The sequence below is a fragment of the Altericroceibacterium xinjiangense genome (assembly GCF_003958635.1).
In the GTDB taxonomy this organism is placed as follows: Bacteria; Pseudomonadota; Alphaproteobacteria; order Sphingomonadales; family Sphingomonadaceae; genus Altericroceibacterium_A; species Altericroceibacterium_A xinjiangense.
Map to the genome: position 1 here is coordinate 168,463 of NZ_RSEK01000006.1, position 14,431 is coordinate 182,893.

Consider the following 14,431-nt stretch of genomic DNA (forward strand, 5'->3'; position numbering starts at 1 on the left):
CAGCGCCGGCCGGGATCCGTCAATCCTTGCGCGCCAGCCCGACGCTGGTCGCACCGCAGCGGAACCAGTTGTAGCCATACGGATCGATCACGAAGCGGTACATGCCGTCGGCTTGCGGCTGTACGTGATCGTTCGACAGCAGGTTGATGAGCGGCGGCTTTTCCTGTTCGTCTTCATTGATCCTGAATTCCACCTGCCGCGGCTGCCCGTCAAAGTTGTGCACCGTCAGGATCGCGGAACCCTCCCATTCGTGGCACATCGCCAGGATTTCCGGCTCGGTCTCGATGATCCGGAAGGCGCCATAGCCGATTTCCGGCAGTTCCTGGCGCAGGCGAATGATGCGCTCGAACCAGTTGAGAAGAGATTCCGGGTCCCGCCGCTGCTGCGAGACGTTGACTTCGTGGAAGCCGTAAGGCCCGTGCTCGATCAGCGGGATACAGGCTTCTTCGGCGGTGGTGAAACCGCCTTGGCCGTGCTCGTCCCACTGCATGGGCGTGCGGATGGCGGTGCGCCCTTCCAGGTCCAGATTCTCGCCCATCCCGATTTCGTCGCCGTACCGCAGCACGGGGGTTCCGGGCAGGCTCATCAAGAGGCTGTTCGCAGCCTTGATCCGCCGCTGATCACCCTTCAGCATCGGCCCCAGACGGCGGCGGATGCCCCGGTCAAACACGCGCATCCCCTCATCCGGAGCCATTTCGTCATAGACCTTCTGCCGCTGCTCCTCGGTCAGCCGGCTGAGATCGAGCTCATCGTGGTTGCGCAGGAACTGGGCCCACTGGCTGCTTTGCGGAATCTCGCGCGTCTTTTCGAGCCCTTCCTTGAGCGGCCCCGCATCCCCAGTGGCAAAGGCATAGAAGATGCGCGGATTGACCCAAAAGTTGAACATCATGTGCAGGCGCTCGGCCGATGGGCCGAAATACTCGATGCTGGCCTCCGGTTTCACGTTGGCTTCGGCCAGCAGGACCGAATCTCCGTCACGGAACTGGGAGAACTCGCGCATCTTGCGCAGCAGTGCGAACTCCCGCTCGGTGCCGCCTGCCTCCTCATGCTCGTCCGTCGCGATGATGAAGGGCACCGCGTCGAGCCGGAAGCCAGACACGCCCAGCCGCAGCCAGAAGCCCATGATTCTCAGGATTTCCGCCTGCACCTCGGGGTTCTTCATGTTGAGATCGGGCTGAAATTTGTGGAATCGGTGGAAATACCAGGCGCGCGCCTTCTTGTCGTACGTCCAGACGGCTTCCTGCTTGCCGGGAAACACCATGCCCTCATGGATGTTTTCCGGCTTTTCCTTGGACCACATGTACCAGTCCCGCTTGGGATTGTCGGGACTGGAGCGGCTTTCCTGGAACCAGGGGTGCTGGTCCGACGTGTGATTGAACACGAGGTCCATCATCACCCGGATGCCGCGCTGCGCGCATTGATCGGTGAATTCGACGAAGTCTCCCAGCGTCCCGAATCGCGGATCGACACTGTAGTAGTCGGAAACGTCGTACCCGTGGTCCTGCCTCGGGCTGGACTGGAAGGGCAGCAGCCAGATGGCCCCTACGCCTATGCCGTGGATGTGATCGAGACGACGCGCCAACCCCTTGAAGTCGCCGATTCCATCGCCATTCCCGTCCATGTAGCTCTCGACATTGACGGAATAGATGATGGCGTTTTTGTACCAGACCATCTGAACCATTCGGGGCAAACGTAGCCTCCGCTCCAACGTTCCCTCAGCCGACCCGGATTCCGAAGATTGAAACCGCTAGCCTCACCGCGGAAAAGTCCATAGACAATCGGGCAAAAGCGTTTGGGAGAGGAGCCAACATGATGACGCACCGCCGTCTCACATCTCGTATATTTACCGCGGCTTCGGCCGTCGCGGCCGCCGCAGCGTTCGTTGCCGGGCCGACCACCGCGGCCGCGCAGCAGCCCGCCGCCGATCTTACGGTCGTGCCGCCCGTTCCGACCGACTACACCCCCAAGAAGACAGAATGGGGTGACTACGATTTCCGGGGCATCTGGCCGATCGAGAACATCCCTTCCGCGCGGATCCTGTTCCAGCGGCCCGACGCTTTCGGCAACCGCGTCTACGTGACGGATGCGGAGTTCGCCAAGCGGGTTGCTGCGGCGGAGAAATCCGACCAGGCCTACGATCCTGAGGGCGGCCTGAATTCGGGCGGAACGCAGGGATTGGTCGATTGGCTGAGGACAAACCCCTTCGGCCGCCGCACGTCCATGCTGGTCAGTCCGGCGGATGGCCAGCTGCCGGCCCTGACGCCCGAGGCAGAGGCCCTGTACAAGGCCGGACGGTCCGGCTGGGTTCCAGGCCAGCACTATGACTGGGTCGACGATTTCGACAGTTGGGATCGCTGCATCAGCCGCGGCTTTCCAGCCTCGATGTTCCCGTTCCGCTACAACAACGGGATCCGGGTGTGGCAGGCACCCGGCTATGTCGTGATCGATCTGGAAATGCTGGGGACGCGGGTGATCCCGCTGGGCGATTCACCCGCCTGGCCGGGCAATGTCGAAGCCTGGATGGGCAACAGCCGCGGCCATTGGGAAGGCAAGACGCTGGTGATCGAGACGGACAACATCAAGTCCGGCGACAGCGCCACGCGTGAGCACGGCAAGCGCGCCGCCTCCCCGGTGAACATGGCGACGCAGAACGTGCCGCCGTTCAACACCATCCCGACGAGCGCGCAGGCGAAAACCGTGGAGCGCCTGACGATGACCGGGCCGGACACGATCGTGTACGAAATCACCTATGAAGATCCGGAGGTGTTCACCGCCCCCTGGACCGCTCGGCTCGATTGGACCCGCAACCAGGACTACAAGTTCTACGAATACGCCTGCCATGAAGGCAACGTGCAGCTGCGTAACTACGTCAGCGCTTCCCGCGCTCACCGGGCAGATATTGCCGCCGGCAGGGTCCCGGCGGAAGAAGAGGATTCGCGCGAACGGTTTGCACAGCAGTTCGACTTCGATCCGGCAGCGATGCCCTGATCCGCAGGTACGCCTGACGATTACAAGGAGCCGCTGGCCGGGTGTTCCAGCGGCTCCTTCCAAATCATCTTCTACACCGGCAGGCCGACATAGTTCTCCGCGATTGCGGTCTGCGCTGCGCGGCTGGACGCGATGTAGTCCAGCTCGGCCACCTGCATCATCCGCTCGAACGGGCCATCCTCCGGAAAGCGGTGCATCAGGCGCGTGAGCGACCAGGAAAACCGCTCCGCCTTCCACACCCGCGCGAGCGCCTTGTCCGAATAATGGGCGATTGCATCGGCGCTGTTCTTGCAAAAAAAGCCGATCAGCGCCTCTGCCGCGTAGTGGACATCGGACGCCGCCAGATTCAGCCCCTTGGCCCCGGTTGGCGGTACGATGTGTGCCGCATCGCCGCACAGCAGCAGGCTCTCGTGGCGCATCGGCGCAAAGACGTAGGATCGCAGGGGCGCGATCGACTTCTCGATCGATGGGCCGCGCGTAATGTTGGCCGCTGCCTCGGGCCCGAGCCGGATCGCCAGTTCATCCCAGATCCGCTCATCGGGCCAGTCCTCGACCCGCTCAGTCAGCGGCACGTCGATGTAGTAGCGGCTGCGGGTTGCGGACCGCATGGACGCAAGCGCGAAACCGCGTTCGTGGTTGGCGTAGATCAGTTCGGAACTGCAAGGCGGCACGTCGGCCAGGATGCCGAGCCAGCCGAACGGGTACACCCGCTCATACTCCTGCCCTGCATCGATGGGGATCGCCTGACGCGAAGGGCCGTGGAACCCGTCGCACCCGGCGACGAACCGGCAGTCCACTCGCCGCTCGGCGCCGTCCTTGCGGTAAGTGACGTAAGGCGCGTCCGTTTCGACGTCATGAAGCGCGGCATCCTCCGCCCCATAGATTACTTCCAGCCCGCGCTCCTCGCGCGCTTCCATCAGGTCCCGCGTCAACTCGGTCTGGCCGTAGACCACCACGTTCTTGCCGGTAAGCTCGGTCAGCGGAATGCGCACCAGTCGCTCTCCGTCAGCCAGGTTGAAGCCTTCCTCGACCAGTCCTTCAGCCTTCAGCCGGGCATCGAGGCCCAGCCGCTCCATCAGCGTGACGGTAACTTGCTCCAGCACCCCGGCGCGGATGCGGCCAAGCACGTAATCGGGGCTGCGCCGCTCAAGGACAACGCAGTCGACTCCTTCTGCCCGCAACAAGTGGCCAAGCAAAAGCCCCGCGGGCCCTGCCCCGATAATGCAGACTTGCGTATTCATGGGCGCCTTTCAGATCGGGTAATGGCCGGGTTGCGTCTCGATGGTGATCCACCGGAGTTCGGTGAAGGCATCGATGCCCGCCTTCCCGCCGAAGCGGCCGTAGCCCGATGCCTTCATTCCCCCGAACGGCATCTGCGCTTCATCGTGCACCGTCGGGCCGTTGACGTGGCAAATGCCCGACTGGATGCGCCGAGCGATTTCGAGCCCCTTCGCCGTGTCCCGCGTGAAGACAGAGGCTGACAAGCCGTATTCGGTGTCATTGGCCAGCTCCACCGCGTGCTCGGCATCGCGTGCGCGGGTGATCGCGACCACGGGGCCGAAGCTTTCGTCACGGAACAGCTTCATCTCCGGCGTGACATGATCGATCACGTGCGCCGGCATCAGCACGTTCTGGGTCGTCTCGCCGCCGACAAGCTGCGTGGCGCCGTGGCCCAGCGCGTCTTCGATCAGGCTCTTCACGCACTGGACCGTGCGCGCATCGACCACCGCGCCGAGCGGCGTGTTGCCTTCCCGCGGATCGCCGACCGGCATGGAGCCGACCTTCGCCTTGAACTTCGCCGCGAACTCGTCGGCCACGGCATCGACCACGATGATCCGCTCGGTCGACATGCAGATCTGGCCCTGGTTCATGAACGCACCGAAGGCAGCGGCCTTCACCGCTTCGTCGAGATCGGCGTCTTCCAGCACCACGAACGGCGCCTTGCCGCCCAGTTCCAGCAGCACAGGCTTCAGGTGTTCGGCCGCGCGTTTGGCGATGATCTTTCCGACGTGGGTCGATCCGGTGAAGTTGATCCGCCGGACTTCGGGCGCATCGATCAGTGCACCGACTACATCCGCCGCATCCTCCGGCGCGTTGGTGACGATGTTGACTGTGCCGTTCGGGAAGCCTGCTTCCTCGAACGCCTCGACGATCAGCGAGTGTGTGCGCGGGCAGTTTTCCGATGCCTTCAGGATCACGCTGTTTCCGCAAGCAAGCGGTACTGCGATTGCACGCACACCAAGGATGATCGGAGCGTTCCACGGCGCGATGCCGAGGATCACGCCCACCGGTTCCCGCAAGGACATCGCCAGCGTGCCGGGCTTGTCGGACGGGATCACCTCACCGGAAATCTGCGTGGTGATCGCCGCCGCTTCCCGCACCATTCCGGCAGCAAGATTGAGGTTGAACAGCGCCCAGCCAGCGGTCGCGCCGATTTCCCCCATCATTGCCTCGACGAAGGCGTCCTTCTTTGCCTCCAGCCGCTCGGCCGCTTTCATCAGCACCGCCCGCCGTGCGTTCGGACCCATGGCCGACCAGGTCGGGAACGCCTGCGCAGCGCGGGCAGCGATCGCCGGAACATCGGACGCCTTCATCGCTTCGGCACTGGATGCTGCTTCCCCGGTCAGCGGGTTGATGCGTTCGAACTTCATCGGGACTGCTCCTGTACTTCGAGATGACGGGAACCGAGTTTCAGAACCGGCACGCTGGTCATGATCATGCGGCAGTCCGCACGGAGGCGCAATCGCCTCATGCTTGCCGCGCGCCCTCAGCCATGGGCGCCGAACTGGTTGGCGATCGCCGTCGTTATCCGCAGCGTCAGCGCGTAAGCCGCATCGATGGGATCGATGTACTCGCGCCGGATGGCGGCGTATCCCGCCTCGCCCTGCTCCGGGTAGTCGGTCGGCTCATCGAGCGCAAAATCCTCGATCCCGCGAAACCGGATCGGATAGGCCCGTCGAAGTTCGGCGAGCGCCTCGTCAATCCTGAGGGTGAAGACCATCTCCAGCACGTCTTCCCGGCTGATGTCGTTCGCGCGGCTGAACGCGGGGATCGCCACCGCGCGCAGGAAGATGTGCTGCAACAGCGCCAGACGCAGCGCCTGCAGCACGCCGATCGCACGGCGGACATGCTCCCTGTCGGACATCGGATTCTCGTCCGGAAGCAGCGCCAGCAAGCGGTGCAGCTTCAGCGCATCGACCCGCAGCCGGGACGCCAGCCGCCGGAACACCCCGGTGCGGTCATCGTCCACCAGGTGTTCCGCCAGCGCCTCGCACGCGGCGGCGAGATGCGTTTCCGTGCCACGATAAGGGCGACTCGCCCAGTAGGCGGCATTGAACAGTTCGCCGTAGGCGGCAACCGTCTTGATGCTCGCGAGCGCGTTGCTCGCCCGCACCAGCCGGACCACCTGCCGGCCGCGCTCGCTTTCCGACAAGAGCTGGGCCAGCTCCTCGTATCGTCCATCGGCTGCGCTGCCGATCCCGGCCACCACGTTCACGGGGTACCCGAGCTGCTGGAGGATTGCGTTGTGCGGAATGGCCCGGATCTGCCGCAAGTTCATCTCCCGCTCGGCCGTCACGTCCGATTGGCGGCGCGAGATCCGGCTTCCGGTCGGGTTGAGCAGGCCGAGCCCGAAAGCCGTGACCGCGCGGGCATAAGTCGGGCTTTCGAGGTGCTGCTGCTGGTGCTCCTTCACCGCGCGATAGAAGTCGAGGCTCAGCTCGGTCCGGCGATAGAAGGGATCGGGGGGAGCGTCAGGATCGGCCGATGCAGGGCGAACTTCCGCCACACGCATCAAGGTTGCCAGCGCCAGCTCAGGGGTGGCGAAGAACAGGTACCCGTCGCCGCCCTGGAAGCTCACTTCCGGCTCCAGTGCGATGTCCGCGCGCACGAAGCGCCTGCGCGCCCAAGGGCTCAGCGGCCAGGCGAGCCGGTCGGCGAAGCTGGCGGGATGCGCGCCTCGCCCCATGCTCTCACCGTGGGTGTTGAAGACCAGCGCGGCGACATCGGTCATTCCATTCTCGGCCATCGCCCCGGCCAGTCGTCCCTGCAATCGTTCGATCGCAAGACTGGCGGGGATCTGTCCGATGAAGCGCCCCGCGTCGGAAAACCCGGTCTGGATGCTTACGCGTCCGCGCCGGCGGGCATAGTCCCGGAACACCTCTTCCGCGAGAAGGGCGTCCAGCAGCCGCCCTCCATGTTCGAGCGCAGTCTCCGTCTCGAACAGCGGAGAGACATCGACCTTGTCCTCTACCCCGAACAAGCGCGCGAAGTAGAGCGCGGCGAGTATCGTCGCCGGCTGCTCACACTCCGCGATCAGCATCCGGATCGGCGCATCGGCATCGATGTGCCGCAGGATCTGCGCAATCGCGAGGAACTGGCGAATGGCGGTGCTGCTCTCGATCGCGAGCGCTGCGAAGTTGGTCCGCAGCGGCTTTGCTTCGGCCAAGGCCTGTCGCAGCCGCGCAAGTGCGCTCTTGCTTGACAAGTCGAGCCCATTTTCGGGGTCAATCCGGCGGCGGATCGCGTTGTGCAGCTGCTTGGCGTTCACGCGGAAATGGATCCAGCCCATCCCCAGGCCATCGGCCCGCATTGCCGCCGTCAGCGTCTTGAGGCGGATGGCGCGCGCCCGGTCGCACTGGCGCGCTTCTGCTTCCAGAGACTCGATCAAGGGGGCAAGCGACAGCAGCTTGTGCGGGTGATCGGCGGTCAGCCGGTTCGCCGCAGCTGACACGGCTGCGGAAGCCGAAAGACCGGCGGCGAAGTCCTGCGCGCGCTCATCGGCATAAGTGGCCGCGGGCCGCAACTCGCCCAGCAATGGGTGCGCGGGGTCGACTTCCTCCAGCGCGGCGGCATAGCCGTGCAGGCGCTGGGCCTTTTCCCTCAGGCGGAAGCCGATGGAATCGTGCCATGCGATGTCGGTGCGCCCATCCATGTCATACCCGACCCAGGTCGCGAACCGGAACGGCAGGGGAGCGAAATCATGCCACTGCTCCGGGAATGCCGCGCTCGCCTTTTCCAGCAGGCCGGACACGATCCGGTCACGTGCCGCCGCCGCGCTGGCGATGGCGTTCATCGCCTGAGCATGCTCATATTCCAGCGTGACCTGCTGCTGCGCGGCGGAATCGCCGCAAGCGCCCGCATCGATGTCTGCCCCGCCCGACGCGCTTTGCGCCACGGCCTCCCCTTCAGCCGGTGATAGCAGAAAAGTAGGGTGAGCGGTGAATACCGCGTGCAGCAGCGGCCGTTCCCAGCGTTCGCGGAAGGCGGCGAAATCATCGGGTTCGTCCGCCAGCAAACGCGTAAGGCGCTGCGCGTCGCTATCCGGTGCTGCGGGAGAGACGAGGTCGCGCAGCCGCCGGGCGCGGCTGTTCAACGTATCGCATTCCAGTTCCGCGATCAGTGCCGAACAGGCTTCCAGCGGCATTTTCCCGCTTTCGATCAGGCGCGAAAGTTCGAGCGACAGCTGGAAGACCGGGTTGAACAGCGGAGTCTCACGGGTTCGGCCGTGGAGCGTCTCCAACCGGTCGAGAAGATCGCCGACCGTCCTCACAGCTTTGCGCCCTGCGCGGAGCCAAAGGCCGGCCGCCACGGCCTGCTCCGAAACAGCGCGACGCCTGCGGCGGGAATGCACCTGACCATTGAACCTCCGGCTTAGGGTTTGCAAAGTCTGCCCGCGCGACGCTTGCCCCGCAAGTCGGAACCAATACGGCATGCGCCGCGCGTCATGCTTTCGCGGCCCGGAATTCGCTCGCCTCCCGCGCCGCTTGTTGAATCGTCTCGCGGTCGGGCGGTCCTTTCCCGGCCACCCAGCTGCCGCCAACACACAGGACGGCGTCGAGCGCGAGCCAGTCCGGCGCGGTTTTGGCGCTGATCCCACCGGTGGGGCAGAACCGCACGCTGGCAAACGGAGCGGCCAGCGCCTTCAGCACCGGAATTCCGCCTGCGGCCTCGGCCGGGAAAAACTTGAAGTGCTTCAGCCCGAGATCAAGGCCGCGCATGATGTCTCCGGCTGTCGCCACGCCGGGCAGGAACGGCACGCCTTCCTGGATCGCCGCCTTGGCCAGCGGCTCGGTCAGTCCGGGCGAGACGATGAATTCCGCCCCGGCCTCCAGCGCATCGGCTAGCTCGTGCTGGTTCGTCACCGTACCGGCCCCTACGATCGCGCCATCGACCTGCTTCATTGCCCGGATCACCTCCAGCGCCGCGCACGTGCGCAAGGTGACCTCGATCGCCCGAAGCCCACCCGCGACGAGGGCTTCGGCCAGTGGCACCGCCTGCGCGGCGTCCTCGACCACCAACACCGGAATGACCGGCGCCGTAAGCATGATGTCCTCGATCGAGCGGCTCATGCAGTCTTCTCCTGTTTATGCAGCGTGCGACGGGCAGGCTTGCCGCGATTTTGATCAACGAATGAGGGCAGCCTTGTTCGTGCATCGACCGAATGCGCCCGGAAAAGTTCCACGGGCCGCGTTGAGGCCTCTTGTTCCACCACCATGTTCCACTCGGCAGCCTCTCCCTCTGCGCTTCCGCTCGACATGCCTCAGGATAAAGCAAGCGCCGAAAACCGCAAAACAACTTGTTGCGAATGACTATCAATAGCGATATTGTCCGATCATCAGCAAGGGAGATGCAACCATGGAGATGTCGGTCATCAAAAGCGAACTCCTCTGGTGCGATTTCATCGTACTGCGAATGCTCCGGCGGCGGCATGCAGCCGTGGAGGCAGGAGAACGGGAAATCCCTAATCTAATCGACCTCTCGGCTGAGCTTGGCGTCACGCCAGAGGCTGCAATTGCGCTGCACAGCGTGTTCCAGTTAACCGAAGGCTGCCTCGGCCGGCCGCTGGAAGCGGAATGCTGCTGCAGCCAAACCATCGGCCCGGACGAGCGCGCTATCCTTGCCTTGATGGCGAGCGCTTGCGGAAAACCACCGGCATGCGCCACGCGATCCTTGCCGCACGGCTTGCCGGGAGCCTTAGCCTGGGCCGTGGAAACCGCGCGGCGCCTGCTGAACGCGCCGCTCCCCTATGCCGGCCCTGCATCGGACCGCTCCTGCCCCTGCCCGACGCCGGTTCACCAAAGCTCCTGAACCGAATCCGGGCCGGCGCGTTGGTTCGCTAGAAAGGCAGATCCGAAGAATGCGCCCCATCCCGTTCCTGTCCGAAGCGAGGCGGTCCCAGTTGTCGCCCCCTGAAAGAGCCGACATCGCGATCCTGCGGAAAATGGAACCGGCGATCCGCAGCAAACTGGGCTACTGGACTGGCAAGATCGGCAATCTCGCCGACGAACCTCCGCTGCGCGCCTTTGCGGCAGGATGCTTTGCAATCGGCGTGTTTGGCGGACACGCGCGCTTGCGCCGCGCAGCGCTGCGGATGCTGGCGGCGCATACCCTGGCGACAGCCGTCAAGACCGTGGGCAAGAACAACATCGACCGCAGCCGTCCGATGGCTTTGCTCGACGACAAGCGCTACCTCATGGCTTCCGGCCATTCGCACGAGGCAGCCTTGCAGTCTTTTCCTTCCGGGCACACGGCCGGCTCTGTCGCAGTGGCTCACGGCTTCACGCAGGAGTACCCGAGGCACGGTGCCGCCGCGTACGGGGTTGCGGCCACGCTCGGCTTTCTGCAAATCTTCCGCCGCGCCCATTTCCCGGGCGATGTGCTGGCCGGCGCGGTCGTAGGGATGGCCGCGGGGGCTATCGCCGATGCGCTGCTCACGCCAATTCTCGGCGAATGACGCCCGGTTTCACAGAACTGTCATATGGCGCGCCCATGCAGGGGCTGGACGGAAAACGCGCGATGGATACTTCCCCGAACTTGCCTCAGCCCCGGGCGGAGGGCGCCGACGCGCGCTTCTTCAACCGCGAACTCAGTTGGCTCGCGTTCAACCGGCGCGTGCTCGACGAAGCGTGCAACACCGAATACCCGCTGCTGGAGCGTCTCCGCTTTCTGACGATTTCCGGCAGCAACCTGGACGAGTTCCTGATGGTTCGCGTGGCCGGGCTTGCCGGACAGGTCCGCCGCGGAATTGAGCAAACGTCCATCGACGGACGCACTCCGACGCAGCAGCTTGCAGCCGTTCGGGAAGAAGTGAAGCGGCTCGAACGTTCGCAGCAGACGATCTGGAAATCCCTGCAGAAGGAGCTCGACCAGGCCGGGATCATCCTGGCTTCAGGCCACCAGCTGAAACCCGGCGCGGCGCGATGGCTGAAGGAATACCTCCAGTCGCACATCATCCCGGTGATAACCCCCCAGGCGATCGATCCGGCCCACCCCTTCCCGTTCGTGTCCAATCGCGGCATGGGATTGATGTTCTCGCTCTCCCGGCGAAGCGATGGGGCGCAGGTGATGGAGATGATCCTGATCCCGCCGACCTTGCCGCGGCTGGTTCGCGTTCCCGGGCCGGAAACGCTCTATATCGCCATCGAAGACCTCCTCTGCCGCTATGCCGCGCTGATTTTCCCCGGCTTCCGGGTGGAAGGCAGCGGAATATTCCGCGTACTTCGAGACAGCGACATCGAGATCGAGGAAGACGCTGAGGATCTGGTTCGCCACTTCCGCAGCGCGATCCAGCGCCGCCGCCGGGGCAAGGTCATCCATCTCGAACTGGAAGCCGACTTCGACCTTGAGGCCGAGGCCTTGCTGCGCAACCAGCTGGGTCTGAAAAACGCTATCATCCGGAAAAACGAAGGGTTCATCGGGATCGTCGGCCTGGCCGACATCATCGAGGAAGATCGGCCGGAACTGAAGTTCGATGCCTACAGCCCCCGCTATCCCGAGCGGATCCTGGAACATGACGGCGATTGCTTCGCCGCGATCCGGGAGAAGGACATCGTCATCCAGCACCCCTACGAGAGCTTCGAGGTGGTGGTCGATTTTCTCCTGCAGGCAGCGGCCGATCCCGATGTGGTCGCCATCAAGCAGACGCTTTACCGGGCGGGTCATCAGTCCCCGGTAATCGCCGCGCTGATCGCGGCGGCCGAAGCGGGCAAGTCGGTAACTGCGGTGGTCGAGCTCAAGGCCCGTTTCGACGAAGAACAGAACCTGATGTGGGCTTCCCAGCTGGAACGCGCCGGAGTGCAGGTGATCTACGGCTTCGTCGAGTGGAAGACCCATGCGAAAGTCTCGATGGTCGTACGGCGGGAAGGCAACAGCTACCGTACCTACTGCCACTTCGGGACAGGCAACTACCACCCGGTCACGACCAAGATCTACACCGACCTCAGCTTCTTCACCGCCGACCCCAAGGCCGGGCGCGATGCGGCGCGGTTGTTCAACTATATCACCGGTTACGTCGAACCGCGTCGGACAGAGCTGCTCTCGATTGCGCCGATCAGCCTGCGGGACAGACTTTACGCCTGCATCGAGCGGGAGATCGCCAACGCAGCCAAGGGAAAGCCCTCCGGCATCTGGGCCAAGATGAACGCCCTGACGGACGAGGGACTGATTGAGCGGCTCTATGCGGCCAGTCAGGCTGGAGTGCCGATCGATCTCGTCATCCGGGGGATCTGCTGCCTGAGGCCCGGCGTGCCCGGGTTGTCGGACACGATCCGGGTCAAGTCCATCATCGGCCGGTTTCTTGAGCATAGCCGCATCTGGGCTTTCGCTAACGGATCCAACCTGCCGAGCAGGAGAGCGACCGTGTTCATCTCTTCGGCCGACGGCATGTCCCGGAACCTGGAACGGCGAGTCGAAACGCTGGTCCCGCTGCGCAACCCGACGGTCCACGACCAAGTGTTACACCAGGTCATGCTCGCCAACCTGCTGGATACCCAGCGCAGCTGGAAACTTCGGGCCGATGGTCAGTATGAACGGGGGGTGCCGGAAGGGCGGGAGTTCAATCTCCACCGCTATTTCATGACCAACCCTTCGCTTTCCGGCCGCGGCGGAGCACTGGAAAGCGGAGGAGAGGTTCCCCGGCTTTCCTTGCGCCGCGGACGGGAGAGGTAATGAACGGAGTGGACACGAACCGGTCGAAGTCGACAGATGCGCGTGCAGTGATCGACATCGGGTCGAACACGGTACGCCTGGTCGTCTACGGCGGACCGCGCCGCGCGCCCACCATTCTGCTGAATGAGAAAGTGACCGCGCGGCTCGGGCGACAGCTGGCGAAGACCGGCTCGATGCCGGAAGAGGCGTGCAGTCTGGCGCTGGGCGGACTGGCGCGGTTCGCCCTGCTGGTGACAGAAATGCAGGTGGAGGACGTGCAGACCGTCGCCACCGCTGCTGTACGCGACGCTGACAATGGGGCGGAGTTTCTGGAGCGCGTGGCGGCGCTCGGCCTTGCTCCCCGCCTGCTGAGCGGGAGGGAAGAAGCGGAAACCAGCGCATTCGGGGTGCTGGGGGCGTTCCCCGGCGCAAGTGGAATCGTAGCCGATCTGGGCGGCGGGAGCCTGGAACTGGTGGAGATCGCACAGGATGCGCCAAGCCATGGGCTCAGCCTGCCTTTGGGTACGCTGCGCCTTCCCGGAATGCGCGCTCAAGGGGCGGCGAAGTTCGACAAGAGCGTTCGCAGGATGATCGCTCAGGCAGACTACGCAGCCGAAAAGGGCGAAAACCTGTTCCTTGTCGGCGGCACGCTCCGGTCCTTTGCACGCTACGCGATGGTCGCGGCCGGATCGCCGCTTGAGGATCCTCACGGATACGTCCTCGACCCCGCACAGGCGGCCGAAGTTTGCGCGGCCCTGTCCACAGGCAAACCCGGCGAGCTGGAACGCATTCCCGGCATCTCCTCGTCCCGGGCGGCGATGTTGCCCGATGCCGCCGCGCTGCTCGGGGTGCTGATCGACGAACTGCAACCAAGCCGGTTGACCGTGTCAGCCTGGGGATTGCGCGAAGGGCTGCTGTATCAGGCGATGACCCCGATCACTCGGGCACAGGACCCGCTGCTCGCTGGTGCCGCGGACTTCACCTCCCCATCCGGAGCAACGCTGGTCACGGCCACGGTGGTGGCCGGCTGGACTGCCGATATCGCCGCCGCGGCGGGGGACGGACCGCACCGCCTGCGGCTGGCGGCGATCATGCTCGCGCTCGCGCTGGCGCGGCTCGAACCGAACATCCGTCGGCGGCACGCGCTGGACTGGGCGCTGCACAAGCGGTGGATCGGTGTCGGCGCGCCGGATCGCGCCGTTCTCGGCGCGGCTCTTCTCGGCGCGTGCGGAAGTTCGAAGCTGCCAGGCGAACTGCAGGACCTCGCTTCGCCCGAACAGCTGAAGGAAGGGCTAATCTGGGGGCTGGCAACCCGGCTTTGCCGCAAACTTGCGGCCGGTACGGTCCGCTCTTTCGGAGAGACGCGCCTGCGGGTGGAGGATGACGCGGTAGTCCTCCACCTTTCGGAACGGCTGATGCCGCTTTACCAGGATTCGATCGAGAAAGACCTTAAGCAGGTGGCCGAGAAGCTGGGGCGCGGCTGGCGCGTCGATCGCCTCTAGCGCTTCCGATTACC

General features: G+C 64.6%; 10 protein-coding genes. 5 read left to right on the forward strand and 5 right to left on the reverse strand.

Going from position 1 to position 14,431, the window contains the following annotated elements:
- Nucleotides 1–19: 19 nt before the first annotated feature.
- The gene (locus ELY13_RS09115) at nucleotides 20–1,672 is read right to left on the reverse strand and encodes an alpha-amylase family protein (RefSeq protein ID WP_206436022.1); all 1,653 of its coding nucleotides are present in this window, start codon (nucleotides 1,670–1,672) and stop codon (nucleotides 20–22) included.
- A 140-nt stretch (nucleotides 1,673–1,812) separates the two neighbouring features.
- Between ELY13_RS09115 and ELY13_RS09120 the strand changes: the two genes are divergently transcribed.
- Complete coding sequence (locus tag ELY13_RS09120; protein ID WP_206436023.1) at nucleotides 1,813–2,988, forward strand: hypothetical protein; 1,176 nt, start codon at nucleotides 1,813–1,815, stop codon at nucleotides 2,986–2,988.
- 71 nt (nucleotides 2,989–3,059) lie between these two features.
- Here ELY13_RS09120 and pobA read toward each other — a convergent pair whose 3' ends face one another.
- From pobA to eda, 4 genes are all read right to left on the reverse strand, one after another.
- Nucleotides 3,060–4,229, reverse strand: a complete 1,170-nt coding sequence (gene pobA / locus ELY13_RS09125) for a 4-hydroxybenzoate 3-monooxygenase (protein ID WP_126173598.1) — start codon at nucleotides 4,227–4,229, stop codon at nucleotides 3,060–3,062.
- Nucleotides 4,230–4,238: 9 nt separating this feature from the next.
- On the reverse strand, nucleotides 4,239–5,639 hold the full coding sequence (locus ELY13_RS09130; RefSeq protein ID WP_126173599.1) for an aldehyde dehydrogenase: 1,401 nt from the start codon (nucleotides 5,637–5,639) through the stop codon (nucleotides 4,239–4,241).
- A gap of 116 nt (nucleotides 5,640–5,755) precedes the next feature.
- On the reverse strand, nucleotides 5,756–8,539 hold the full coding sequence (locus tag ELY13_RS09135; RefSeq protein ID WP_241233614.1) for a phosphoenolpyruvate carboxylase: 2,784 nt from the start codon (nucleotides 8,537–8,539) through the stop codon (nucleotides 5,756–5,758).
- A 172-nt stretch (nucleotides 8,540–8,711) separates the two neighbouring features.
- Nucleotides 8,712–9,338 carry a bifunctional 4-hydroxy-2-oxoglutarate aldolase/2-dehydro-3-deoxy-phosphogluconate aldolase gene (eda, locus tag ELY13_RS09140; protein ID WP_126173601.1) on the reverse strand — a complete coding sequence of 209 codons (627 nt, stop codon included), beginning with the start codon at nucleotides 9,336–9,338 and terminating at the stop codon, nucleotides 8,712–8,714.
- Between the two features lie 286 nt (nucleotides 9,339–9,624).
- Here eda and ELY13_RS14990 point away from each other — a divergent pair, with 286 nt between their 5' ends.
- The 4 genes from ELY13_RS14990 to ELY13_RS09155 all read left to right on the forward strand — a co-directional run bounded on the left by ELY13_RS14990 (nucleotide 9,625) and on the right by ELY13_RS09155 (nucleotide 14,417).
- Nucleotides 9,625–10,077 carry a hypothetical protein gene (locus tag ELY13_RS14990; protein ID WP_164549753.1) on the forward strand — a complete coding sequence of 151 codons (453 nt, stop codon included), beginning with the start codon at nucleotides 9,625–9,627 and terminating at the stop codon, nucleotides 10,075–10,077.
- 49 nt (nucleotides 10,078–10,126) lie between these two features.
- Nucleotides 10,127–10,723, forward strand: a complete 597-nt coding sequence (locus tag ELY13_RS09145) for a phosphatase PAP2 family protein (protein WP_164549754.1) — start codon at nucleotides 10,127–10,129, stop codon at nucleotides 10,721–10,723.
- 62 nt (nucleotides 10,724–10,785) lie between these two features.
- Nucleotides 10,786–12,936 carry an RNA degradosome polyphosphate kinase gene (locus ELY13_RS09150; RefSeq protein WP_241233615.1) on the forward strand — a complete coding sequence of 717 codons (2,151 nt, stop codon included), beginning with the start codon at nucleotides 10,786–10,788 and terminating at the stop codon, nucleotides 12,934–12,936.
- Nucleotides 12,936–14,417, forward strand: coding sequence for a Ppx/GppA family phosphatase (locus tag ELY13_RS09155; protein ID WP_126173604.1), 1,482 nt, complete (start codon nucleotides 12,936–12,938; stop codon nucleotides 14,415–14,417). Before ELY13_RS09150 ends, ELY13_RS09155 begins: the two co-directional genes overlap by 1 nt.
- The last annotated feature ends 14 nt before the right edge of the window (nucleotides 14,418–14,431 follow it).